Raw genomic sequence first — 24,457 nt, forward strand, 5'->3', positions numbered from 1 at the left:
AACGCCACGCCCTCAACTACTGCGGCTTCCTCACCCTCGCTGCGGCGCTGACCTGCTTCAAGCGACTCGCCAACTCACCACGTGAGACACCGTCTTAGGACCGGAGTGGTGTGGTCCGTTTTCGTAGTGTTCCCGGCTTGAGCCCAGACCTGCGAGCGCAAAGAGCGCTTTGAGTCCGTGGGCACTCTTCTGCCGTCAAGCTGCGTAGACCATGTTCAAAAGCATTCAAGCATTCAGATCATGGCGGCTTGGCGGTCCTGGTGGCTTGGCGGTCTTGGAGGCCAGGGCCAACGTGCAGTTCAGCACCACCGCGCGCAAGGCGGTTACCTCCCCAGGGCCGAACGGATCAGGTCGCGTGCCCGGTCCATGATCGCCACGGGCGGCCCCAGCAGCATGTTCGCGGCGGGTGACTCGATGCCCGGGTGGGGACGGGTCGGGGCGATGGCCTCCGCCGCTCGGACCGCCTTCGCCAGCACCCGCAGGCGGTCGCCGTCGTACTCGGCCCGCAGGCGGGGGAACTCCTCCTGCTCCTCGTGGCGGGCATGGGCGAGGACGTCGTCCCGGAGCTGGCGCAGCAGCGTGTCGAAGCCCTCCGCGTCGGGACCGATCTGGTCGAGCGTGGACAACAGCTCCTTGGCCCGGCGTTCCTCGGCCACCCGCGCGTCCACGATCGCGTCACCGCCCTCGCCGTGCCGCGCGGCCGGGTGGACCACTTCCTCCTCGGCGGTCTCGTGCACCGCGAGGAGTCGTACGAGACGCCGGAACGCGTTGGTCCGCTCCGCCCCGTGGGCGGTCTCCACCTCGTCGAACAGTTCGCGGATCTCCCCGTGCTGGCGCACCAGCAGCGCAATCACGTCCTCTTCGTCAACCATGCGCCGTGGGTTACCCGCACCCGGCCGGCTGAATCACCCTTCCCGGGTGACGGTCAACTCCCGCGCGGCGGCGTAGCGCTCGCGCACCCACGGCGTCGGGTCGGCCTCGAACGAGGTGGAAGCCAGCTCGGACCAGTGTGGCGGCGCGTCGGATCCTCCGGCCGCCCACGCTGCCTGCCGCGCCGCGCCGTCCGCCACGTATTCGCTGGTCGCGGGCACCACGACCGGGCAGCCGAACACGGCCGGCGCCAGTTCCCGGACGGCCGCCGACCGCGCGCCGCCACCGATGAGCAGCACGCGCCGCACGGGGGTGCCCAGGGCGGCCAGTGCGTCGATCGCGTCGGCCAGGCTGCACAGCAGACCCTCGACCGCCGCACGGGCCAGGTGGGCTGGGGTCGCGGTGTCCAGGCGCAGGCCGTGCAGCGCACCGGTCGAGTCCGGCTTGTTCGGCGTGCGCTCCCCCTCCAGGTACGGGACCAGCACCAGGCCGTCCGCACCGGCCGGGGCGCTCAGGGCCAACCGGGACAGTTCTGCCAGGTCGACGCCCAGCATCGCCGCCGTCGCGTCGAGCACGCGGGACGCGTTCAGCGTGCACACCAGCGGCAGGTGGCCGCCTTCCGCGTCGGCGAAGCCGTTCACGGTGCCGGTGCGGTCCGCGACGGGCCGTGCCGAGCGGGCGAACGCCGTGCCGGACGTGCCGATCGACACCACCACGTCCCCGGGTCGCGCCTGCACGCCCAGCGCAGCGGCGGCGTTGTCCCCGGCGCCCGCACCGAACCGGCCGGTCAGGTCGGCCGGCCCGAGCACCGACGGCAGCACCGGAACGCGACCCATCGCGAGCTCCACCAGGTCCGGCCGGTAACCCCCGGTGGACGGCGACCAGTAGCCGGTGCCGCTGGCATCGCTGCGGTCCGTGGTCAGCTGGTCCGGACCCGTCGCGCCGGACAGCCGCCACGTCAGCCAGTCGTGCGGCAGGCACACGGCGGCCGTCCGGCGGGCGTTGTCCGGCTCGTGGCGCGCCAACCAGCGCAGTTTGGCGACGGTGAGCGCGGCGACCGGCACGCTGCCGACCGCCTCCGCCCACTTCGCCGGTCCGCCGAGTTCACCGACGAGGTCCGCCGCGGCGCCCGCCGACCGGGTGTCGTTCCACAGCAGCGCAGGGCGGACCACGGAACCCCCGGCATCCAGGCACACCATGCCGTGTTGTTGCGCAGCAACGGACACCGCCGCCACGTCGGCCAACCCGCCCGCGTCGGCGATCGCCGTCCGGAGAGCGCTCCACCACGCCTCCGGGTCGACCTCCGTGCCCGCCGGGTGCGCCGCCCGGCCTTCCCGCACCAGGGCGCCGGAGTCGGCGTCACGCACCACGACCTTGCAGGACTGGGTGGACGAGTCGACGCCCGCGACCAGGATCGTCACCGGGAGCTCGCCAGGTGTTCCAGCGCCGGCCGCACGTGGCCGCAACCTCGTTCCGCGGCAACCGGAACGCCCGGCTCGTCATGCCCCATGACGTCCACGGTAGACCCCGCTCCCGGACGCCGTACCCGCGAACCGGAGCCGATCAGAGCAGGTTCGCGGCGGCACGATCAGGCGCGACACACCCGGACGTCCACAGCCGAGGGGGCGGTGCCCCCTGGTCACCGCCCCCACGACCCAGCATCCTGATCACCGGTACACAGGCCGGTACACACCGCCGTGTACCGACTTCACTACGCTGGGTTCCGTGCGTTTCGGGGTCTTAGGTCCGTTGGAGGTCCGCGACCGGCAAGGCCGGTTGTTGCTGCCGGCACGCCGGAAGGAACGGGTCCTGCTCGCGGTGCTCCTCCTCCGCGACGCGCCCACCTCCACCGACGCCCTGACCGACGCGCTGTGGGACGAACTGCCCCGCTCCGCCGCCGCCAACCTCAAGACCTACCTGTCCGACCTGCGCCGTCTGCTCCGCCCAGACGTCGCCGTCGAGACCCGGCCGGACGGCTACGCGATCGACGTCGCCCGTGCCGACCTGGACGCCACGCACTTCGAGGACCTGGTCGCCGAAGGCCGGGAAGCGTTGCGGGACAAGCGGTTCGACGTGGCCACCGAACGGTTCACCAGGGCGCTCGGGCTGTGGCGCGGACCGGTGCTGGACGGGTTGCCGGTGCCCGCGATCGTCCGCCCGAGGGTGACCGTGCTGGAGGAGCTGCGGCTGGCGGTGCTGGAGGACAACATCGACGCCCGCCTCGCGCTCGGCCAGGAGGTCGCGGGCGAGTTGCAGGGTCTTACCGGCGAGTACCCGTTGCGGGAACGCCTGTGGGGTCAGCTGATGCTCGCGCTCTACCGCGGCGGGCGCCAGGCCGAGGCCCTGGCCGCCTACCAGCGGCTGCGCGAGGCGCTGGACACCCAGCTGGGCATCGAGCCGTCCCCCGGCATCCGCCGGCTGCACGTGGAGATCCTGCGCGCCGACCAGGCCCTGGACCGCACGCCCACCGCACCCGTCGCCGTCGTCCCGCGCCAACTCCCGGCCGTGGTCCGGTCGTTCACCGGGCGGCAGCGAACCCTGGCCGTACTGGACCGGCACGCCGCGAAGGCCCGAGCCGACCGCTCCGGCACGACCGTCGTCGTCTCCGGCACGGCGGGCGTGGGCAAGACCGCGCTGGTCGTGCGCTGGGCCGACGGGGCGCGGGACCGCTTCCCCGACGGCCAGCTCTACGCCGACCTGCGCGGCTACGACGCCCTGCCGCCCCGCCGTCCGCTGGAGGTGCTGTCCCGCTTCCTGCACGCCCTGGGCATCGCCCCCGAGCGCGTCCCGCCGGACCTGGAGGAGGCGGTCGCCCTCTACCGCAGCACGCTGGCCGACCGGACCGCGCTGGTGGTGCTGGACAACGCCGCCACCGCCGACCAGGTCCGCCCGCTGCTGCCCGGCGGCTCGGGCTGCCTGGTCGTGGTCACCAGCCGCGACCGCCTGATCGGCCTGGTGGCCAAGGACGGCGCGGCCCGGATCGCGCTCGACGTGCTCACGCCGGCCGAGTCGGCGCAGCTGCTGGCCACGCTGCTGGGCGAGGACCGGGTCTCCGCCGAGCCCGAGGCGACCGCCGAACTGGCCGCGCTCTGCGCACACCTGCCGCTGGCCATCCGGATCACCGCCGCGCGGTTCGGCGAGTCGGGCATCGCCGACCACGTGGCGGAACTGCGCCGAGGCAACCGGCTCACCGCCCTGCAGGCCGACGAGGACACCGCCGTCCGGGCCGCGTTCGCCCTGTCGTACTCGGCGCTGCCCGCACCCGCCCGCCGGCTGTTCCGCCTGCTGGGCTGCGTCCCCGGCCAGGACTTCACCGCCGACGCGGCGGCCGCGCTGTCGGCCGGCACCCTCCCGGGCACCACGGAACTGCTCACCACCCTCACCGACGCCCATCTGCTGCACCGCGACGGCGACCGCTACACGACCCACGACCTGCTCCGCCTCTACGCCCGCGAACGCGCCCAGGCCGAGGACACCGAAGACCGCCGCAACGAGGCGAGCCGTCGCCTGTACGACTGGTACACCGCCCACGCCGAAGCGGCGGCGGCCGTCCTCTACCCGGACATGGCCCGCCTGCCCCGGCCGGCACCGCGACCGCTGTTCGAGAACGAGGCGCAGGCGTCGGCCTGGCTGGACGCCGAACGCGCGAACCTGGTGGCCGCCGTGCTGCACGCCGCCGCCACCACCGCGACCACCGAAGCCCCCGTCCGCACCACCGGGGACGCCGCCGAACGCACCACCGCGAACACCACCGGGAGCACCACCGAGGTCCCCGCCGAAGATCCCGGCATCGGACCGCACGCCTGGCTGCTGGCCGACGCGCTGCGCGGCTACTTCTGGCTGCGCATGGCCACCGTCGACTGGCTGACCGTCGCCCGAGCCGCCCGCCGTGCCGCCGCGGGCGACCCGGCCGCGGCGGCGTCCGCCGAACTGAGCCTGGCCAACCTGCACTTCCTGCGCAGCGAGCACGCCAAGGCCATCGAGCACTCGACCGACGCGCTGCACCTGGCCGAACAGGGCGGCTGGCCCGCGGGCCAGGCTTCCGCGCACAACAACCTGGGCGGCATCCACCGCCAGTCCGGCCACCTCGCCGAGGCCGCCGAGCACTTCGCCCGGTCCCTGGAGATCGACCGCCGGCACGGCCTGCCCGCCGGTCAGATGGCGAGCCTGAACAACCTCGCCATCGTCGCGTGGCAGCTGGGCCGGCTGGCCGACTCCACCGAGTACTTCACCCAGGCCCTCCAGCTCCGCCGGGAAGCCCAAGCGCCGCAAGGCATCGCGCTCGCGCTGGGCAACCTCGGCGAGCTGTGGCACACCCGCGGCGAACCGGACAGGGCGCTGGAGCACCTCACCGAAGCCCTGGTCATCCACCGCGAGATCGGCGCGCGGGTGGCCGAAGCGGGCAACCTCACCACGCTGGCCGCCGTGCACAACGACCTGGGCGACCTGCCGACCGCCTACGAGCACGCCCGCACGTCGCTGATGCTGGCCAGGGACACCGGCGAACGCCGCATCGAGGCCGGCGCGCTGCACGTGCTGGGCGACATCCACCGCCGCGCGGGCCAGCCGGCCGACGCCCGGGACTGCTACCGCCAGGCCGTGGCGCTGGCCAGGGAAGCCGAGGACGACTTCCTGGAGGCCGAGGCGCTGATCGGCTACGGCGAGCCGGCGGAAGCCCTGGCCATCGCCCGCGGGGCGGGCTACCGGGTGGTGGAGGGCAGGGCGCTGACCGCGCTGGCCCGGGCCGCGCTCGCCGCGGGCCGCACCGCCGAGGCCGTGGCGCACGCCCGTGCGGCGCTGGAGATCCACCGGGCGACCGGGCACCGACCGGGTGAGGCGCACACCCTGCTCCTGCTCGGTCGGGCGGAACCCGAGCGGGCCGGGGCACACTGGCGGATGGCCCTGGACCTGTTCACCCGGATGCGCGCACCCGAAGCCGACACGGTTCGGGGTCGGGTCTGAAAGCCTGGACGACGCCCCGGACGCTGCGGAGAATCGGGGAAACTGGTCAGGGGGTGAGCCGGTGCCGCGTGGAGAGCGACCGTTGGACGTCGGTGACAGTCCGCTGCTGAAGTTCGCGGCCGACCTGAGGTCGTTGCGGGACAAGGCGGGCGGCTACAGCTACCGGCAGCTCGGAGCCCGTGCGCACTACTCGGCGACCACGCTGTCGGACGCGGCGGGCGGGCGGAAGCTGCCCAGCCTCGCCGTGACGCTGGCCTACGTGCGCGCCTGCGACGGCGACGTGGGCGAGTGGGAGGACCGCTGGCACCAGGTCGCCGCCGAGGTGCTGCCCCCGCCCGCGCCGAACCCGGCCGAGGGCCACCCGCCCTACGCGGGGCTGGCCCCGTACGGCACCGAGGACGCCGAGTGGTTCTTCGGCCGTGACCGCATCCTGGAGGACCTGGAGGCCCGGATCGCCGACCGCCGGTTCGTGGCCGTGTTCGGCGCGTCCGGCGCGGGCAAGTCGTCCCTGCTGCGCGCCGGGCTGGTGCCCCGCCTGCCGGGCCCGACGGTGCTCACCACGCCCGGCGAGCTGGACGTGCTGCCGGACAAGCTCGACCTCGGCCAGGACCTGATCATCGTCGACCAGTTCGAGGAGGTCTTCACCCTCTGCCCGGACCCCGACCGGCGCGCCGAGTTCGTGGACGCCCTGCTCACCGCCCGCTGCCGGGTCGTGCTGGGCGTCCGCGCCGACTTCTACGGCCACTGCGCGCAGTACCCGAAGCTGGTCGACGCGCTCACCGACGGCCAGCTGCTGCTCGGTCCGATGGGGCCCGAGGAACTCCGCCAGGTGATCATGCAGCCCGCCGTCAAGGCGTCCTGCACGGTGGAGACGGCACTGGTCAGCCGGCTGATCGCGGACGCGACCGGCCAGGCGGGGGTGCTGCCGCTGATGTCGCACGCGCTGCTGGAGACCTGGCGCCGGCGGCGCGGCACCACCCTCACGCTCGCGGGCTACGAGGCCGCCGGCGGCATCCAGCACGCCATCGCGCAGACCGCCGAACGCACCTTCACGTCCCTGGAGAAGCACCAGCGGGCGCTGGCCCGCCAGGTGTTCCTGCGCCTCACCGCCCTGGGCGACGGCACCGAGGACACCAAGCGCCGGCTGCCCAGGGCCGAGCTGGACGCCGACGTGGACGTGGACGTCGTGCTGGACCGGCTGGCGCACGCCCGGCTGCTCACGCTCGACCGCGACACGGTGGAGATCGCCCACGAGGCGCTGATCCGGTCGTGGCCGAGGCTGCGCAACTGGCTGGCCACCGACCGGGACGGCCTGCGCACCATGCGCCAGCTGGCCGAGGCCGCCACCACCTGGGACTCGCTGGGGCGCGACCCGGACACCCTGTACCGGGGCACCCGGCTGGACACGGCCGTCGAGTGGACCCAGCGCGACTGCGTGAGCCCGAGCGCCATGGAACGCGAGTTCCTGGCCGACAGCCTCGCCGCGCGGGACCGGGAACGCCGGCTGGCCCACCGCCACACCCGCCGGCTGCGCCAACTCGTCGCGCTGCTGATGGTGCTCCTCATCCTCGCGGTGGGCGCGGTCGTGCTGGCCATCGGGGCGCAGAAGCAGGCGGCCTGGGAGCGCAACCTGTCGGCGGCCAGGTACGCGGTCAACGAGGCGGAGAACGTCCGCGACGACAACCCGAACCTGGCCAACCAGATGCTGATCGCGGCCTACCGCCTCAGCGGCGCCGACGACCTGCGCGACCGGGTGCTCAGCGCCCACGCGGCCACCAGCCTGGACATGGTCAGCCTCTCGGTGCTGCCGTCCGGCCCGGCGCTGAGCCCGGACGGCACCCAGCTGCCCATCGGCCGCGTCCGGGACATCGCCGACGACCGGGTCAACAAACGGCTCGGCGGCATCCTCACCCCGCGCAACACCGTGACGTCGTTCGTCGTGACGCCGTCCGAACGCGCCTACGCGACCACGGCGGAGAGCCCGGACGCCCGGATCTGGGACGTGACGAACGTGCGGAAGCCGGTGGTCGCGCACACCTTCACCGGTCCGGTCACCCGGGTGGCGTTCGCCCCGAACGGCGGCCGGCTCCTGGTGACCGTCGAAGGCGCGTCGGAGCTCAAGCTCTGGGACACGACCAACCCCTACGAGCCGGTGCTGCTCGGCGTGCTGACCGGCCACCCGCGCTGGATCGCCGACATCGCGTTCAGCCCGGACGGCAAGGTGCTGGCCACCATCGACAACCAGAGCACGGTCCGCCTGTGGAGCCTGGAGAACCCGGCGAAACCCCGGTACACCGGCGAGCTGGACGACGGCGAGGACGTCTCGACCGTCGCCCTGCACTCCGACGGCCGCACCATCGCGGTGGCCGGCGCGAAGGGCTCGATCCGCCTCTGGGACCTCTCCGACCGGAAGGCACCGGTCAGGCTCGCCACGGTGGAAGGCCACTCGGACAAGGTGCGGGCCCTGGGCTTCAGCGCCGACGGCAAGGCCCTGGCGAGCGCGGGCATGGACGACACCGTCCGGATGTGGGACCTGGCCGACCAGCGCCGCCCGGTGCAGCGCGCCCGGATCAGCGGGCCCACCGACGGCGTCTACGGCATCGGCTTCGGCGACCAGCGGAACCTGGTGACCTCGAACAGCGACGGCACCACGCGCTCCTGGGAGTTCGACGTGGAGACCGCGATAGCCTCGATGTGCAAGCACGTGGACGAGCCGATGTCCCGGGACGAGTGGCGCCGCAACTTCGAGGGCATCGACTACCGCCCGCCGTGCGGTTGACATCCGCCGGGCGTCGGCGATTTCGCTCCCGATCCGGTACGTCACCAGAGTGGCGGGTTCACCCTGGCGGGCTGATAATCACGGCGTGACCACTCCCCGTGACGAGGACCGCACCGACGCGATCCCGGCCGCCCCGATCCCGGACGGTCCGCCCCCGGTCGGCAACCTGCCGACCACCCCCGAGCCCACCCCGGCCACCAGGCCCGCCGACACCCCCGTGCCCACCGGGACCGGGCGGTCCACCCACACCCGCAAGCCGCGGCCCACCCGGATCAGCGGCACGTGGGTGGCGGTGCTGGCCTCGATCGTGGTGCTGATCATCCTGCTGGTCTTCATCCTGCAGAACCTCACCGGCGCGACGATCCACTTCCTCGGCATCGCCACCACGCTGCCGCTGGGCGTGGCGATGCTGTTCGCCGCGATCGGCGGTGCGGTGGTGGTGGCGCTGGTGGGCGCGGCCAGGATCCTCCAGCTCCGCCGCCAGGCCAAGCGCGGGCAGCACTGACTCCGGTGCACCGAACGCGGTGCACCGACCGGCCCGCACCGACCGCAGTGCACCTACCGGCCAGCGCCGTCCCGTACCGCGCGCGGTACCGGGTGGCGGGACCGGGTCAGGCGCTGGCGCGGGTGACCATCGCGGTGGGCAGCAGGAGGAACGGCGGGAGGTCCTCCTCGCCGGCCAGTTCCGCCATCAGCCGCCAGGTCATGGTGCGGCCCAACTGCTCCACGTCCTGGCGGACCGTGGTCAGCGGCGGCACGGCCGTGGAGGCGATCACCAGGTCGTCGAACCCGACCACCGCCACGTCCTCGGGCACCCGCTTCCCGCGCGCGTGCAGGGTTTGCAGCGCCCCCATGGCCATGATGTCGGCGCCGACGAACACCGCGTCCAACGACGGGTCGCGGGTCAGCAGCTCCTCCATCGCCACCGCGCCGCTCTCCGGCGTGAAGTCGCCGTAGGCCACCAGGTCCATGTCCATCCGGGCTTGGCTCAGAACCCGTTTCCAGCCGGACAAGCGGTCCATGCCCACCGCCATGTCGCGCGGGCCGGCGATGGTGGCGATCCGCTTGCGGCCCCGGGAGACCAGGTAGCGGGCGGCTTCCATGGCCCCGTCGAAGTTGTCCGAGTCCACATAGGGCACGCCGCCCGCGCCCAGCGGCCGGCCGCCCACGACCGTCGGCAGACCCGCGTCGGCCAGCGTCCGGGGCAGCGGGTCCTGTCCGTGCAGGCTGATCACCAGGACGCCGTCCACGTGGCCGCCGCACAGGTAGTTCACCAGGTCCTGCTCGTCGCCGTCCTTGCTCATCATGAGCACCAGCTGGACCCGCTTGCCGGCCAGCTCCGCGTGCACACCGCGCAGGACGCCCGCGAAGAACGGGTCCGCGAGCACCCGGCTGCCCGGCTCGGAGACCACCAGGGCGATGCAGTTCGCCCGGCTGCCCGCCAGCGTCCGGGCGGCCTGGTTGGGGCTGTAGCCGAGGCGCGCGATGGCCTGGTGGACCGCCGCACGAGCCTTCGAGCTGACGTACGGCTCGCCGTTGACCACCCTGGACACCGTCGACTTGGACACCCCGGCGGCGCGGGCGACCTCCTCCAGCCGGGCGTTCGGTCGGCGCGACCGGGGCGGGTCGACGGCATCGGTCACGGGACGACCGCCGCTGCGCGCGCGTTGCCGCAGGCAACCCCGGAGTACCACATGGCACTCATCCTAGGTGTCCTCACCTGCGTGTTGTAGTCGCCATGCACGATCCCGAACCGGGCGCGGACAGTCTCCCGGCACGCGGCGCGGGACCTGGTCCGGCACTCCGGCTCCCGGTCCATGTCGGTGCGGGGCAGGCCCCCGGCCCGGGAGCGTCAGGTGCTCCGCACCGACCACGGCGCGACGTCAGCGACCGTCCTCCAGGTCGCCTTCGGTCTGCAGGTACACCGCGCGCAACGCCTCCAGCGTCTCGGCCTCCGGGTGCTCCCAGAGCCCCCGGTCCGCCGCCTCCAGCAGCCGCTCCGAGATCCCGTGCAGCGCCCACGGGTTCGACTCGGCCAGGAACTTCCGGTTCTCCGGGTCCAGCACGTAGCTCGCGGTCAGCTGCTCGTACATCCAGTCGGCGACCACACCGGTCGTCGCGTCGTAGCCGAACAGGTAGTCGACCGTCGCGGCCAGCTCGAAAGCGCCCTTGTAGCCGTGCTTCCGCATGGCGGCCAGCCACCGGGGGTTCACCACCCGAGCCCGGAAGATCCGGTTGGTCTCCTCGTGCAGCGTCCGCGTCCGCACCGCGTCCGGCCGCGTGCTGTCGCCGACGTAGGCCGCGGGCGCCTTGCCGGTCAACGCCCGGACGGTCGCCACCATCCCGCCGTGGTACTGGAAGTAGTCGTCGGAGTCGGCGATGTCGTGCTCGCGCGTGTCGATGTTCTTCGCCGCGACGGCGATCCGCTTGTACGCGCTCTCCATGTCCGGCCGTGCCTCGACACCGTCCAGCTCCCGCCCGTAGGCGTAGCCGCCCCACACCGCGTACACCTCGGCGAGGTCCGCGTCGTCGCGCCAGTTCCGGCTGTCGATCAGCGGCAGCAGCCCCGCCCCGTAGGCACCGGGCTTGGAACCGAAGATCCGCATGGTCGCGCGGCGCCGGTCACCGTGCTCTGCCACCGCGTTCTCCGCGTGGGCGCGGACGAAGTTGTCCTCCGCCGCCTCGTCCAGCCCGGCGACGAGCTGCACGGCGTCGTCCAGGAGTGCCACCACGTGCGGGAAGGCGTCCCGGAAGAAGCCGCTGATCCGGACCGTCACGTCGATGCGCGGCCGGCCCAGCTCCGCCAGCGGCACGGCTTCCAGCCCGGTCACCCGGCGGGACTGGTCGTCCCACACCGGCCGCACGCCCATCAGGGCGAGGACCTCGGCGATGTCGTCGCCGGAGGTCCGCATCGCGCTGGTGCCCCACACCGACAGCCCCACCGACGGGGGCCACTCGCCGGTGTCGGCGCGGTAGCGGTCGAGCAGCGAGTCGGCCATCGCCTGGCCGGTCTCCCAGGCCAGCTTCGACGGCACGGCCTTCGGGTCGACGGAGTAGAAGTTGCGGCCGGTCGGCAGCACGTTCACCAAGCCCCGCAACGGGGAACCGCTCGGCCCCGACGGCACGTAGCCGCCGTTCAACGCGTGCAGGACGTTGGTCATCTCGTCCGTGGTGCTCGCCAGCCTGGGCACGACCTCGCGTGCGCCGAACTCCAGGATCCGCGCCACGTCTTCGGAGTCGGTCAACGTCCGGGCGACCGCCGGATCCCAGTCGGCGTCCTCCATGGCCTGCACCAGGGCCCGCGCCCGCGCCTCGACGGCGTCCGTCGACGCGCGGGTGTTGTCGTTGAGCCCCAACGCTTCCCGCAGCCCCGGCAGGGCGGCGACCTGGCCCGCCCACATCTGCTTCGCCTGCAGGATCGCCAGGACCAGGTTGACGCGTGCCTCGCCGGTCGGCGCTTCGCCGAGGATGTGCAGGCCGTCCCGGATCTGGACGTCCTTCACCTCGCACAGCCAGCCGTCGACGTGCAGGATCAGCTCGTCGAACTCGGCGTCGTGCGGCCGGTCGTCCAGGCCGAGGTCGTGGTCCAGCTTCGCGGCCTGGATCAGCGTCCAGATCTGCGCCCGGATCGCGGGCAGCTTGGCCGGGTCCATCGCGGCGATGTTGCCGTGCTCGTCCAGCAGCTGTTCCAGGCGCGCGATGTCGCCGTAGCTGTCGGCACGGGCCATCGGCGGCACCAGGTGGTCCACCAGGGTGGCGTGCGCGCGGCGCTTGGCCTGCGTGCCCTCGCCGGGGTCGTTGACCAGGAACGGGTAGATCAGCGGCAGGTCGCCCAGCGCGGCGTCCGGGCCGCAGCCCGCCGACATGCCGACCGTCTTGCCCGGCAACCACTCCAGGTTGCCGTGCTTGCCGACGTGCACCACCGCGTCCGCGCCGAACTCGGTCTCCAGCCAGCGGTAGGCGGCCAGGTAGTGGTGGCTCGGCGGCAGGTCCGGGTCGTGGTAGATGGCGATCGGGTTCTCGCCGAAGCCGCGCGGCGGCTGCACCATCACGACGACGTTGCCGGACCTCAGCGCGGCCAGCACGATCTCGCCCTCGCGGTCCTTCGAGCGGTCCACGAAGAGCTCGCCCGGGGCCTCGCCCCAGTGCTTCTCCATGTCCTCCCGGGTGTCCTCGGGCAGCGTCCGGTACCACTCGCGGTAGCGGGCGGCGGGCAGCCGGACCGGGTTGCCCTGGATCTGCTCCTCGGTCAACCAGTCGGCGTCCTGGCCGCCGGCCGCGATCAGCGCGTGGATCAGCGCGTCGCCGTCCAGGTTGGCCACGCCCGGCAGGTGGTCACCGATGTCGTAGCCGTTGTCCCGCAACGCCTGGAGCAGCCGCACGACGCTGGCGGGGGTGTCCAGGCCCACCGCGTTGCCGATGCGCGAGTGCTTCGTCGGGTAGGCCGAGAGCATCACCGCGATCCTGCGCTCGGCGGGCGGGATGTGCCGCAGCTTCCCGTGCCGCACCGCGATCCCGGCGACCCGCAGCGCGCGTTCCTCGTCCGCCACGTAGACGGTCAGGCCGTCCTCGTCGATCTCCTTGAACGAGAACGGGACCGTGATGATCCGGCCGTCGAACTCCGGGATCGCGACCTGCGTCGCGGTGTCCAGGGGGGACAGCCCGTCGTCGTTCCCGTCCCACGCGGCACGGCTGCTGGTGAGGCAGAGCCCTTGCAGGACGGGGATGTCGAGCGCGGCCAGCGCACCCACGTCCCACGCGTCGTCGTCACCGCCGGCCGACGCGGTGGCGGGCTTCGTGCCGCCGGCGGCCAGCACCGTGACGACCAGCGCGTCGGCCTTGCCCAGCTCTGCCAGCAGTGCGGGTTCCGCCGTGCGCAGCGACGCGCAGTACACCGGCAGCGGACGACCGCCCTTGGCCTCGATCGCGTCGCACAGGGCGTGCACGAACGCGGTGTTCCCGGCCACGTGGTGGGCACGGTAGTACAGGACGGCGACGACCGGTCCACCGCCGGCGTGGCCGTCGCCCTCGGGCGTGGCGCGTTCCAGGACGCCCCAGGTCGGCGCGGCCTGCGGCGGGGCGAAGCCGAAACCGGTCAGCAGGACCGTGTCGGACAGGAAGCCGTGCAGCTCGGCGAGGTTGGCCGGGCCGCCGTGCGCCAGGTAGGCGTGCGCCTCGGCGCAGACGCCGCCGGGCACCGTGGACAGCTCCATCAGCGGCGCGTCGGGGTTCTGCTCACCGCCCAGCACCACCACCGGACGGGGGCCGGCCAGTAGCCAGTCCAGCCCTTCCTCCCACATCCGCCGGCCGCCCAGGATGCGCACGACCACCAGGTCGACGCCTTCCACCAGGTCCGGCAGGTCGTCCACGGTCAGTCGGGCCGGGTTGCCCAGGCGGAAGTCGGCGCCACTGGAACGGGCGGACAGCAGGTCTGTGTCGGAGGTCGACAGCAGCAGGATCACGTGCGGGCTCCATCCCTAGGGGGTCCTCGCCCCAGGTCGTAGGGGACGGCGGGCGGAGTTCCTGACTCCCGGGCTCGCGCCCGGTCACAGTGGCGGGACCGCGCCGGATTCGCACCGGCTTCCTCCTGTTGCTTCGCCGTTCGGACCTCACCCTAATGGGCGGTTAGCATCCAGCCCATGCCCCAGGACCGTGAACGCCCCGACGCCTGCCCCGGCGCGGTCGACGTGCACCGGGCGGCGGACGGCGGGCTGGCGCGCATCCGGGTGCCCGGCGGCACCCTCTCGGCGGCGCAGTTCGACGCCGTGCGCGCCGCCGCGCTGGACCTGGGCGACGGCACGATCGAGCTGACGTCACGGGCGAACCTCCAGGTCAGGGGCTTGGCTCCGGGTGCGGAGCACGTGCTGGGCGCGCTCCTGCGGGACGTCGGCCTGCTGCCCTCGCCGACCCACGAGCGGATCCGCAACATCGTCGCCGCACCACTGGAGGACAACCAGGACCTGGTCGACGAGATCGACCGGGAGCTGTGCCGGACTCCCGAGCTCGCCGACCTGCCGGGCCGGTTCCTGGTCACGGTGGGTGCGGCGGTGAGCGGCCTGGGTGGCGACGTCGGCCTGGTCGGCGACGCGCTGTTCCTGGCCGGCCGGGACTCCGGGCTGCGGGTGACCGATCCGGTGGCCGCGGTCGTCCGGGCCTCGCGGGTGTTCCAGGAGCTGCGCGGCACCGCCTGGCGGCTGTCCGAAGTGGACTCCGGTGTGCCGAAGATCACGGCGGCCCTGGGTGTCCCGGGCCCGCAAGCCCTTGCCGGCGCTGTGATTCCGGTCGCACCCGGCCCGGTCGGCGACCGGGTGGTGGCGGGCGTGCCGCTGGGCCGGTTGGACGCACGGCTGCTGGCCGGTGTACCGGTGCGGGTCACGCCCTGGCGCAGCGTCGTGGTGCCGGCGGGCACGGACACGTCCGGCCTGTTCACCGACCCCGGCTCGCCGTGGCACGGGGTGAGCGCCTGCACCGGGCGACCGGGTTGCGCCAAGTCGCTGTCGGACGTGCGCGCGGACGTGACGCGGTGGGTCGGCACGCCGCACGCGGGCGGCCGGGTGCACTGGTCGGGCTGCGCTCGGCGGTGTGGGCGCCCGGCGGGTGACGTGGTGGAGTTCGTCGCGACCGGCGACGGGTACGAGGAGATCAGGTGACCAGCTACATCAAGGACGGCGCGGAGATCTACCGCCGCTCCTTCGCCACCATCCGCGCCGAGGCGGACCTGACCGGGCTGCCGGCGGACGTCGCGCGGGTCGCGGTGCGGATGATCCACGCCTGCGGCATGGTCGACCTGGTCCGCGACATCGCCTACTCCCCCGGCGTGGTGTCCGCCGCGCGGGAGGCGCTGCTGGCGGGCGCGCCGATCCTGTGCGACGCGCAGATGGTCGCCTCCGGTGTGACGCGGCGCAGGCTGCCGGCGGACAACGAGGTGCTCTGCGCGCTGAGCGACCCGCGTGTCCCGGGACTGGCCGAGGAGTTGGGCAACACCCGCAGCGCGGCGGCGCTGGAGCTGTGGGGCGACCGGCTGGACGGCGCGGTGGTCGCCGTCGGCAACGCCCCGACCGCGCTGTTCCACCTGCTCGACCTGATCGCGGCCGGCGCGCCGCGACCGGCCGCCGTGCTGGGCATCCCGGTCGGCTTCATCGGCGCGGCCGAGTCCAAGCAGGCGCTCGCGGAGAACACCCTCGGGCTGGAGTACCTGGTCGTGCGCGGGCGGCGGGGCGGCAGCGCCATGACCGCGGCGGCCGTCAACGCGATCGCGAGCGAGGACGAATGACGGGCAGGCTGTACGGCGTCGGCGTGGGGCCGGGCGACCCGGAACTGGTGACGGTGAAGGCGGCCCGCCTGATCGGCGAGGCCGACGTCGTCGTGTTCCACAGCGCGCGGCACGGCCGGAGCGTGGCGCGCCGGATCGCCGAACCGTACCTGCGCGGCGACCAGATCGAGGAGCAGCTCGTCTACCCGGTCACGACCGAGGACTCCGACGACTACCAGGGCGAGATCGACGCGTTCTACGCGGAGTGCGCCACCCGCTTGGCCGCGCACCTGGACGCGGGCCGGACCGTGGTGGTGCTGGCCGCCGGCGACCCGTTCTTCTACGGCTCGTACATGCACCTGCACAAGCGCCTCGCCGACCGGTACCCGGCCGAGGTCGTGCCCGGTGTGACGTCGGTGAGCGCCGGTGCGGCGGTGATCGGGAAACCGCTGGTGGAACGGGACGAGGTGCTGACCGTGCTGCCCGGCACGCTGCCGGTGCGGACCCTGGTCGAGCACCTGGCGGCGGGCGACCCGGTCGCGATCATGAAGCTGGGCCGGACCTTCCCGCACGTGCGGGAGGCGCTGGAGCGGTCCGGGCGGCTGGACGAGGCCTGGTACGTGGAACGCGCCACGACCGGCAAGCAGCGCACCGCGCCACTGTCCGAAGTGGACGCCGACAGTGTGCCGTACTTCTCGCTGGCCTTGCTGCCGAGCAGAGCCGCGGCCGCTGACGTGCCCCAGGCCGGCACAGGCGAAGTGGTCGTCGTGGGACTCGGGCCCGCGGGACCGGAGTGGCTCACCCCCGAGGCGCGTGAGGCGCTTGCCCGCGCCGACGACCTGGTCGGGTACATCACCTACCTGAACCGGGTCACCACCGACCCGCGGCAGCGCAAGCACGCCTCGGACAACAAGGTCGAGTCCGAACGGGCGGCGTTCGCCCTGGACCTGGCCAGGCGCGGCCGGCGGGTCGCGGTCGTGTCGTCGGGCGACCCCGGGGTGTTCGCGATGGCCAGTGCGGTGCTGGAAGTGGCCGCCGAGGAGCAGTTCGCGGACGTCCCGGTGCGCGTGCTGCCCGGTCTGACCGCCGCGCACGCCGTCGCGAGCCGGGCGGGCGCGCCGCTCGGGCACGACTACTGCGTGGTGTCGCTGTCGGACCGGCTCAAGCCGTGGGACGTGATCGCCGAACGGCTGGAGGCCGCCGGCCGGGCCGACCTGGTGCTGGCGATCTACAACCCGGCCTCGCGCAGCCGCACGTGGCAGGTAGCCGCCGCGCGGGACCTGCTGCTCGGCCACCGCTCCCCGGACACGCCCGTGGTGATCGGCCGCGACGTCGGCGGCCCGGAGGAGACCGTCCGGGTGGTGCGGCTGGCGGACCTCGACCCGGCCGACGTCGACATGCGGTGCCTGCTGCTGATCGGCTCGTCGCAGACCCGGGTCACCGGGCGGGGCACGGTGTTCACGCCTCGGCGCTACCCCTCGTGAGCCACTCCAGCGCCGCGCCCACGGTCTCGACGGTCGGTGCGTCCGGCGCGGGCGGGCGGCGCACGATGACGACCGGCAGGCCGAGGTGACGGGCCGCGACGAGCTTCGCGGCGGTCATCCCGCCGCCGCTGTCCTTGGTGACCAGGACCTCGACGCGGTGCCGGCGCAGCAACGCCAGCTCACCGTCCACTGTGTACGGTCCGCGATCGAGGACGATTTCCAGCGCGGTGTCGTCCGACGGCGGGTCGACGGTCCGCGCCACGCCACGGGCGAACGCGCCCAGCCCTTGCCGCCCGGTGGTGACGAACGCCCGCCGCCCACCGACCGCGTCCGCGGCCTCGGCGATCGAGTCGACCCACGTCCAGCGGTCGCCGTCCTGCTCGGTCCAGCCCGGTCGGCGCAGCACCAGGAACGGCACGCCGGCCTCGGCGGTGGCGGCGAGGGCGTTGGCCGTGATGCGGTCGGCGAACGGGTGCGTCGCGTCGACCACGGCGTCCACCCGTTCGGCCCGCAGGTAGCCGACCAGGCCGGCCACCCCGCCGAACCCGCCGATCCGCACCTCGCCCTCGGGCAGCCTCGGCGACGTCACGCGCCCCGCGAGGGACGACACCACGCGCAGCCCCGGAACCGCTCTGCCGGCCAGCTCCCGCGCCTCGCCCGTGCCACCCAGCACCAGCACCGTCCTCATCGCTGTTGCATCCTGACGTCGTGAACCTGCGCTACGGGTGGACGACCGGGGCCTGCGCCACCGCCGCGACCACTGCGGCGTACACCGCGCTGCTCACCGGCGAGTTCCCCGACCCGGTGCGGATCCTGCTGCCCAAGGGCCAGACCCCGAGCTTCGCGCTGGCCTCCGAGCAGCTCGCCGCCGACCACGCCCGTGCGGCGGTGGTGAAGGACGCGGGCGACGACCCGGACGTCACGCACGGCGCGCTCGTCCAGGTGACCGTCCACCACGGCGAGCCGGGCACGGGCGTGGTGTTCCGCGCCGGCCGGGGCGTCGGCACCGTGACCAAGCCGGGCCTGCCGCTGCCGGTGGGCGAACCGGCGATCAACCCGGTGCCCCGCCAGATGATGCGCGAGCACGTGCAGCGCGTGGCCCGGGAGCACGGCGGCACCGGCGACGTCGTCGTCGAGGTCTCCGTCGAGCACGGGGAGGAGCTGGCGCGGAAGACCTGGAACCCGCGCCTGGGCATCCTCGGCGGCCTGTCCATCCTCGGCACGACGGGCGTCGTGGTGCCGTACTCGTGCTCGGCGTGGATCGACAGCATCCGGCGCGGCATCGACGTGGCCCGCGCCGAAGGGCTCCGGCACGTGGCCGGGTGCACCGGCAGCACCTCGGAGAAGGTCGCCGCGACCGTGCACGGGCTGCCGGAGAGCGCCCTGCTGGACATGGGCGACTTCGCGGGCGCGGTGCTCAAGTACCTGAAACGGCACCCGGTCGACCGGCTGACCGTCGCGGGCGGCATCGGCAAGCTGTCCAAGCTCGCCGACGGGCACCTGGACCTGCACTCGGGCCGGTCGCAGGTGAACCTCGACTTCCTGGCGTCGCTGATCGAGGACCCGGACCTCGCCGAGGCCGTCCGCCACGCCAACACCGCGCTCGGCGCGCTCCAGCTGTGCCAGGCGGCGGGCGTCCCGCTGGGCGACCTGATCGCGGTGAAGGCCAAGGCGACCGCCGAGGACGTGCTCAAGGGCGCTCCGGTCGCGGTCGACGTGATCGTCATCGACCGGGCGGGCACGATCGTCGGCCGCGCGTAGCGTCACGAGCGGCAGCGGGCGGTCGAGTAGAGGTGGCTGTCGGTGAAGTCCTCGGCGGCGAGGACGTCCCCGACGATGATCACCGCGGTCCGCTTGACCCCGGCCTCGGCCACCTGCGCGGCGATCGTGGCGAGCGTCCCCCGCAGCACGAGTTCGTCGGCCCGGCTCGCGTACGCCACCACCGCCGCCGGGCAGTCCGACCCGTAGTTGGGCACCAGCTCGGCCACCACCTCGGCGATCCGCTGCACGGCCAGGTGCAGCACCAGCGTGGAGCGGGACCGTCCGAGGGTCTCCAGGTCCTCGCCGGGCGGCATGGGGGTCGCGCGGGCCGAGGTCCGGGTGAGGACCACGGTCTGCCCGACACCGGGGACGGTGAGTTCCCGCCGCAGCGACGCCGCCGCGGCGGCGAACGCGGGCACACCGGGCGTCACGTCGTAGGGGATCCCCAGCGCGTCCAGCCGGCGCATCTGCTCGGCCATCGCGCTGAACACCGACGGATCACCGGAGTGCAGCCGCGCCACGTCGGCACCCGCCGCGTGGGCCGCCGCGAGTTCGGCGGTGATCCGGTCCAGGTCGAGGTTCGCGGTGTCGACGAGCCGGGCGTCCGGCGGGCAGTGCGACAGCACCTCGGTCGGCACCAGCGCACCCGCGTACAGGCACACCGGGGACGTCTCCAGCAGCCGCACGGCCCGCAGGGTCAGCAGGTCGGCCGCACCGGGCCCGGCGCCGATGAAGTGGACGGTCACTGATTCTCCTCCGGCACGGCTTCATCCTTCGCCACGGCGTGTCGCTCGCTCGCGACGGGTTCCCCAGTCACGGCGGGTTCTCCGGTCACGGCAGGTTCTTCGGTCACGGCAGGTTCTTTGCTCACAGCGGGTTCCCCACTCCCGGCAGGCTCCTCATTCCCGGCGGGCCCCTCGGTCACGGCGAACTCCTTGGTCACGGCCCACGTCGTCACCGGCATGTGGGGCCGCCAGCCGGTGAAGCCGCCCACGGGCGTGTCCCGGCTGACCGAGAGCCTGGTCAGCGACCCGCCCAGCACCCCGTGCCACCGCGCCAGCACGGCCTCGGACTCCAGGGTGACCGCGTTCGCCACCAACCGCCCACCGGGCCGCAGCGCGTCCCAACACCGTTCGACCACGCCGGGCGCGGTCAGCCCACCGCCGATGAACACCGCGTCCGGCGGCGGGAAGTCCAGCACCGCGGGGCTCTCCCCCACGACCACGTCGATCCCCGGCACACCCAGCGCCGTGGCGTTCCGGCTCATCCGGTCGGCGCGCACGGGGTCGCGTTCGACGGCGATCGCCCGGCACGACGGGTGCGTGCGCGACCACTCGACCGCGATGCTGCCGGAACCCGCGCCCACGTCCCACAGCAGCTCACCGGGACGCGGCGCGAGCAGGGCCAGCGCCACGGCCCGCACCTCGCGCTTGGTGAGCTGCCCGTCGTGCTCGTAGGCGTCGTCCGGCAGGCCCGGCACCAGCGAGTACCCACCCGACGAGCACTCCACGGCCAGCACGTGCAGCGGGTCGGCGGCGGCCAGGTCGTGGTGGACGCGCTCGTCCGGCCCGCCCAGCCGTTCCAGCACGGTCAAGCGCGCGTCACCGGTCAGCGCGGCGACCTCCGGCGGCGACCCGCCCAGGACCAGCACCCGCCGCCCGGGGTGCAGGTGGGGCACCAGCAGCGACGCGGGCCTGCCGACCAGGCTGACGACGTCCACGGAGTCCACCGGCCACCCCAGCCGGGCACAGGCCAGCGACACCGACGACGGGTGCGGCACCACGCGCACGGCGTCCGCCCCGAGCAGCCGGACCAGGGTCGAGCCGATGCCGTGGAACATCGGGTCGCCGCTGGCCAGCACGCACACCCGACGTCCGGCGTGTGCACCAAGGATCCCCGGCAACGCCGGGAGCAGCGGTGACGGCCACGGCACCCGCTCGAACGAGCCGGGTACCAACGCCAACTGGCGGGCGCTGCCCAGCAGGACCTCGGCGGCGGCGACCTCCCGCCGGGACGCGTCCGGCAGGCCTTCCCACCCGTCCGCGCCGATGCCGACGACGGTGATCACACCGTGCCCAGCACGCGGGTCACCGCGATCTCGATCACGACCCGCTCCGGGTTGGCACGGGGCTGCCGGTAGCGCTCGGCATACCGGCGCTCCGCGTCCGCCACCTCGTCCGCCGACTGCCGGATCACCGCGCGTCCCTCCAGGGTCGACCACCGCCTACCGTCCACTTGGCACACCGCGACCAACGCCCCGGCGGGTCCGGCGGCGAGCACCTGGCGCACCTTGTGCGAGCCCCGGGAGGCGATGACCCGTGCGGTCGCGGCTTCCACATCCAGCGTGACGCCGACCGGCACGACGTGCGGTGTGCCGTCCTTGCGCAGGGTGGTCAGCGTGCACAGGTGGCGTTCGGTCCAGAACGCCCGGAAGGCCTCGCCCTTGGCAGACAACATGGGTGCATCATGCGGCACGGAACCAGTATGGTCGAAAACGTGACGCGTCGATTCAACCGCCCCTGGCCGGCAGAACCGGCCATTCGGGGCGTGCGCTAGACGCGGTCCCGGTGGCGGACCGGCTCAGGGGACGACCCCGCAAGCCCGCCACCGAAGGGACATCCCGCGATGCCTCGCGACCTCACCGACCCCGCACGGGGTCCGCACGCCATGCAGCTCCTGCTCGAACGGATCCTCGCCGGCGCACCGGCTCCCGCCGAGCTGCGGATCATCCGGGACCACCCGGAGGTCGGCGTGGAGGACAACTACACCAACCTCGGCTACCCGCCGGACGCCGTCACCCGTGACGCCCGTTACACCCGCTACACCACCGACGGCCGGATGCTGCGCAGCCACACGTCCGCCATGGTCCCGCCCGCGTTGCGGGTGCTGGGCACCGAGGAGTGGGACGACGTGCTGGTCGAGGGCGAGTGGCTGGAGGTCGCCGAGTGCGGCCTGGCCGCCCGGCACGTGCTCAAGCGCGCTTGGCTGCCCGACGACGTGCACGGCCTCGCGCTCGGCCTCGGCCTGGACCGATTGTTGATGCTGCGCAAGGGAATCCCGGACATCCGGCTGCTGTCGTCGGACGACCCGCGGGTGGCGGCGCAGATGCTGGACCTGTCGCCGTACCGGCCGGTGTCGAAGCACCCGCCGATCTCGCGGGACATTTCCGTGGCGGTGGGGCCGGTCCAGGACGCGGAGACGATCGGCGACACCGTGCGCGGGGTCGTCGGCGATCTGGTGGAGGAGATCGAAGTGCTCGGCGAGACACCGGTCGACGGCCTGCCGCCGGCCGCCGTCGAACGGCTGGGTGCGCGTGCCGGGCAGAAGAACGTGTTGCTGCGCCTGGTGTTGCGGCACGTGACGCGGACGCTCACCGACGAGGAGGCCAACGCGGCCCGCGACGCCGTGTACGCCGCGGTCCACGAAGGTCGTGCTCAGTGACCGCGCAGGCGCTCCGGGTGGAGCACCAGCGGCACGCTGTACAGCTCGGAGAACTTCTCCGTGGTGCCGAAGGTCGCGGTCGCGAGTTCCCCGTACTTCTCGACGAACGCGGCGTGCTCGTGCGCCGGTCGGACACCCGGCTCCTCGGTGAGCGTCCCGGTCAGCACGATGACGTCCTTGCCGAGGCCTTCGTCGTTGAGGTTCAACGACGTGCGCGGGTTCGCCCGCAGCCGTTCCAGCCGCTTCGCGTTCGGTCGGCTGTAGAACAGCACGGCGTCGTCGTCCCACAGGAACCACACCGGAGCGGGCTGAGGTGTGCCCGCGTGGTCCACCGACGTGACCCAGGCGATCATGTCCTCCCGCAGCCGGCGTGCGACTCGGGCGCCGAACTCCGTGGCGGGGTCGGGCAGAGCGAACGTCATGGACTTCTCCCCTGGTCGTGTGATCGACAGGTGACAACACCGTGGCCTGGGCCACTATTCCGCCCTAGCGGCCTGGGCCACTATTCCGCCCCAGCGGCGCGGGCCCCTGTTCCGACGCAGGGGCGTGGGCCACTTGTTCCGATGCAGCGGCGCGGGCCCCTGTATCGGCTCAGATCCGATCTCGTCGAGGTAGTTCGGGTACGACCGGACCGACGGTCGTGCCCGGCACGGCGGGCGTCTTGGCGGATCGCGGGCCGCCGGCGGGCTTGCGCAGCGCTCGGAGCGCCGACGCGAACCGTTCGACGCTCTCGGCGGTGGTGGAGGCGTGCGGCGACAGGCGGACGTGTTCCGGCCGCACGGTCGCCGTCACACCCGCCTCGGCCAGCGCGTCACCAACCACCGTCGCGGGCAGGTCCGGCAGCGTGAAAGCCAGGATGCCCGCCCGCCTGACCTGCTCGGACACCACCGTGCCACCGGCCGAGCGCACCACTTCGGCCAGGTCGTCGCATCGTTCAACAATCTGCTCGCCGATCGCTCGCACAGTGGCCGGCTCGACCAACTCCAACGCCGTGGCGAAGGCACCGGCCGCGATCGGGCTCAGGTTGGTGATCGACCAGCCCGCCGCACCGTCCGTCACCGGGTGGAGGGAGTTGTCGAACAACCCGGCGTCCGCCGCGCCCGTCCACCCGGAGAGCACCGGCTCGATCCGTTCCAGCGCACGGTCCGACATGGCCATGAACCCGGTCGACCAGCCGGCACGCAGCCACTTCTGGCCGCCCACCACCAGCACGTCGGCAACGGACCACGGCTCGTCCACCACGCCGAAGCCCTGGATGCCGTCGACGATGAGCAGGCGGTCACCGATCACCTCGCGCAACGCCGCCAAGTCGGCGCGATAGCCGGTCCGGAAGTCCACCGCGCTCACCGACAGTGCCGTCACGTCGTCGGAGAGCACCCTCCCGACCACCTCCGGGGTGACCGGCCCGGGCTCCAGCCAGCGCACCCGCGCACGACCGGCCCGCACCCACGGGTAGGTGTTCGCCGGGAACTCGGCGGGCGACACGGCGACCTCCCCGACCACTCCGAACGCCACCTGGAACAGCCCCGTCCCGGTGTTCGGCAGCAACGTCACGTGGTCGGTGTCCGAGCCGCACAGCCGCGCGGCAACGGCCCTCGCCCGAAGCTCCTGCCGCATGAGTTCGTCCACGGTGCCCGGACCGGCGAACGACGAGCGCTCCAGCAGCCGGGTCGACTCCGCCACCACGGCGTGTGACGGTGGCCCGAACCGGGCGAAGTCCAGGTAGCCCGGCGGCTCCTGGAACTGCACCAGGTAGGAGGAGGGGAGGCGGGGCACGGGCGCACCTCCGGACGGTCGAAGGAACCCGGGAAGCTACAACGTACTGTTGAAGGCATCCACGGGCTGTTGGATGGAATGTCCGAGGTGTCCCGTTCGTTGTGCGGGGTATCCGGGGTGCAAACCCCCAGT

Annotated in this window: 17 protein-coding genes, 1 pseudogene and 1 riboswitch; of the genes and pseudogenes, 8 read left to right on the forward strand and 10 right to left on the reverse strand. The window is 73.3% G+C overall.

What is annotated here, in order from left to right:
* Positions 1–323 precede the first annotated feature (323 nt).
* The gene (locus tag FHS29_RS29350) at positions 324–872 is read right to left on the reverse strand and encodes a hemerythrin domain-containing protein (RefSeq protein ID WP_184696183.1); all 549 of its coding nucleotides are present in this window, start codon (positions 870–872) and stop codon (positions 324–326) included.
* Between the two features lie 33 nt (positions 873–905).
* The gene (locus FHS29_RS29355; RefSeq protein ID WP_312865153.1) at positions 906–2,291 is read right to left on the reverse strand and encodes an FGGY family carbohydrate kinase; all 1,386 of its coding nucleotides are present in this window, start codon (positions 2,289–2,291) and stop codon (positions 906–908) included.
* A gap of 304 nt (positions 2,292–2,595) precedes the next feature.
* Here FHS29_RS29355 and FHS29_RS29360 point away from each other — a divergent pair, with 304 nt between their 5' ends.
* From FHS29_RS29360 to FHS29_RS29370, 3 genes are all read left to right on the forward strand, one after another.
* Positions 2,596–5,832 carry an AfsR/SARP family transcriptional regulator gene (locus tag FHS29_RS29360; protein ID WP_184696185.1) on the forward strand — a complete coding sequence of 1,079 codons (3,237 nt, stop codon included), beginning with the start codon at positions 2,596–2,598 and terminating at the stop codon, positions 5,830–5,832.
* 82 nt (positions 5,833–5,914) lie between these two features.
* Positions 5,915–8,611 (forward strand): nSTAND1 domain-containing NTPase, encoded by a 2,697-nt coding sequence (locus FHS29_RS29365; protein ID WP_246440990.1) that lies wholly within the window; start codon positions 5,915–5,917, stop codon positions 8,609–8,611.
* An 85-nt stretch (positions 8,612–8,696) separates the two neighbouring features.
* Positions 8,697–9,116, forward strand: coding sequence for a LapA family protein (locus FHS29_RS29370; RefSeq protein ID WP_376774482.1), 420 nt, complete (start codon positions 8,697–8,699; stop codon positions 9,114–9,116).
* A gap of 106 nt (positions 9,117–9,222) precedes the next feature.
* Here the strand turns inward: FHS29_RS29370 and FHS29_RS29375 are convergent, their stop codons facing one another.
* Both FHS29_RS29375 and cobN read right to left on the reverse strand, forming a co-directional pair.
* Positions 9,223–10,254: a LacI family DNA-binding transcriptional regulator gene (locus tag FHS29_RS29375; protein WP_184696190.1), complete on the reverse strand. Its 1,032-nt coding sequence runs from the start codon at positions 10,252–10,254 to the stop codon at positions 9,223–9,225.
* A gap of 240 nt (positions 10,255–10,494) precedes the next feature.
* Complete coding sequence (gene cobN / locus FHS29_RS29380) at positions 10,495–14,073, reverse strand: cobaltochelatase subunit CobN (RefSeq protein ID WP_184696192.1); 3,579 nt, start codon at positions 14,071–14,073, stop codon at positions 10,495–10,497.
* Between the two features lie 55 nt (positions 14,074–14,128).
* A riboswitch (cobalamin riboswitch) is annotated at positions 14,129–14,198 on the reverse strand.
* Positions 14,199–14,250: 52 nt separating this feature from the next.
* Here cobN and FHS29_RS29385 point away from each other — a divergent pair.
* From FHS29_RS29385 to FHS29_RS29395, 3 genes are read left to right on the forward strand one after another with little or no spacing between them, the layout of a single operon-like run.
* The gene (locus FHS29_RS29385; protein ID WP_184696194.1) at positions 14,251–15,261 is read left to right on the forward strand and encodes a ferredoxin-like domain-containing protein; all 1,011 of its coding nucleotides are present in this window, start codon (positions 14,251–14,253) and stop codon (positions 15,259–15,261) included.
* Positions 15,258–15,884 carry a precorrin-8X methylmutase gene (locus tag FHS29_RS29390; RefSeq protein ID WP_184696196.1) on the forward strand — a complete coding sequence of 209 codons (627 nt, stop codon included), beginning with the start codon at positions 15,258–15,260 and terminating at the stop codon, positions 15,882–15,884. Before FHS29_RS29385 ends, FHS29_RS29390 begins: the two co-directional genes overlap by 4 nt.
* Positions 15,881–17,347 (forward strand): precorrin-2 C(20)-methyltransferase, encoded by a 1,467-nt coding sequence (locus FHS29_RS29395; RefSeq protein ID WP_184696198.1) that lies wholly within the window; start codon positions 15,881–15,883, stop codon positions 17,345–17,347. The genes FHS29_RS29390 and FHS29_RS29395 overlap by 4 nt, the downstream gene beginning before the upstream one ends.
* On the opposite strand, the gene FHS29_RS29400 is transcribed toward FHS29_RS29395, so the two are convergent.
* Positions 17,322–18,035, reverse strand: coding sequence for a cobalt-precorrin-6A reductase (locus FHS29_RS29400; RefSeq protein ID WP_184696200.1), 714 nt, complete (start codon positions 18,033–18,035; stop codon positions 17,322–17,324). The genes FHS29_RS29395 and FHS29_RS29400 overlap by 26 nt on opposite strands.
* Positions 18,036–18,061: 26 nt before the next feature.
* Between FHS29_RS29400 and FHS29_RS29405 the strand changes: the two genes are divergently transcribed.
* Positions 18,062–19,108 (forward strand): cobalt-precorrin-5B (C(1))-methyltransferase, encoded by a 1,047-nt coding sequence (locus FHS29_RS29405; protein WP_221456869.1) that lies wholly within the window; start codon positions 18,062–18,064, stop codon positions 19,106–19,108.
* Between the two features lie 2 nt (positions 19,109–19,110).
* Here FHS29_RS29405 and cobM read toward each other — a convergent pair whose 3' ends face one another.
* Genes cobM through FHS29_RS29420 form a run of 3 tightly spaced genes read right to left on the reverse strand, consistent with a single transcriptional unit; the run spans position 19,111 to position 21,565 of the window.
* Positions 19,111–19,854, reverse strand: coding sequence for a precorrin-4 C(11)-methyltransferase (gene cobM, locus FHS29_RS29410; protein WP_184696204.1), 744 nt, complete (start codon positions 19,852–19,854; stop codon positions 19,111–19,113).
* A complete protein-coding gene (cbiE, locus tag FHS29_RS29415) occupies positions 19,851–21,176 on the reverse strand; it encodes a precorrin-6y C5,15-methyltransferase (decarboxylating) subunit CbiE (RefSeq protein ID WP_184696206.1) in 1,326 nt (441 codons plus the stop codon). The genes cobM and cbiE overlap by 4 nt, the downstream gene beginning before the upstream one ends.
* Positions 21,173–21,565: a pyridoxamine 5'-phosphate oxidase family protein gene (locus FHS29_RS29420; RefSeq protein WP_184696208.1), complete on the reverse strand. Its 393-nt coding sequence runs from the start codon at positions 21,563–21,565 to the stop codon at positions 21,173–21,175. The genes cbiE and FHS29_RS29420 overlap by 4 nt, the downstream gene beginning before the upstream one ends.
* A 168-nt stretch (positions 21,566–21,733) precedes the next feature.
* Between FHS29_RS29420 and FHS29_RS29425 the strand changes: the two genes are divergently transcribed.
* Entirely contained in the window at positions 21,734–22,549 is an 816-nt protein-coding gene (locus FHS29_RS29425; RefSeq protein WP_184696210.1) for a tRNA ligase subunit PheS family protein, read from the forward strand.
* Here FHS29_RS29425 and FHS29_RS29430 read toward each other — a convergent pair.
* Complete coding sequence (locus FHS29_RS29430) at positions 22,543–22,971, reverse strand: TIGR03667 family PPOX class F420-dependent oxidoreductase (RefSeq protein WP_184696212.1); 429 nt, start codon at positions 22,969–22,971, stop codon at positions 22,543–22,545. The genes FHS29_RS29425 and FHS29_RS29430 overlap by 7 nt on opposite strands.
* A 190-nt stretch (positions 22,972–23,161) precedes the next feature.
* Positions 23,162–24,325: pseudogene (locus tag FHS29_RS29435) on the reverse strand (aminotransferase class V-fold PLP-dependent enzyme); the annotation flags it as partial.
* Positions 24,326–24,457: the final 132 nt, after the last annotated feature.

This window comes from Saccharothrix tamanrassetensis, from assembly GCF_014203665.1.
Taxonomy (GTDB): Bacteria; Actinomycetota; Actinomycetes; order Mycobacteriales; family Pseudonocardiaceae; genus Actinosynnema; species Actinosynnema tamanrassetense.

Coding starts and splice junctions, on each gene's coding strand:
- FHS29_RS29350 (WP_184696183.1), bottom strand. CDS start 872: ATGGTTGACGAAGAGGACGTGATTGCGCTGCTGGTGCGCCAGCACGGG.
- FHS29_RS29385 (WP_184696194.1), top strand. CDS start 14,251: ATGCCCCAGGACCGTGAACGCCCCGACGCCTGCCCCGGCGCGGTCGAC.
- FHS29_RS29395 (WP_184696198.1), top strand. CDS start 15,881: ATGACGGGCAGGCTGTACGGCGTCGGCGTGGGGCCGGGCGACCCGGAA.
- FHS29_RS29400 (WP_184696200.1), bottom strand. CDS start 18,035: ATGAGGACGGTGCTGGTGCTGGGTGGCACGGGCGAGGCGCGGGAGCTG.
- FHS29_RS29420 (WP_184696208.1), bottom strand. CDS start 21,565: ATGTTGTCTGCCAAGGGCGAGGCCTTCCGGGCGTTCTGGACCGAACGC.
- FHS29_RS29425 (WP_184696210.1), top strand. CDS start 21,734: ATGCCTCGCGACCTCACCGACCCCGCACGGGGTCCGCACGCCATGCAG.
- FHS29_RS29430 (WP_184696212.1), bottom strand. CDS start 22,971: ATGACGTTCGCTCTGCCCGACCCCGCCACGGAGTTCGGCGCCCGAGTC.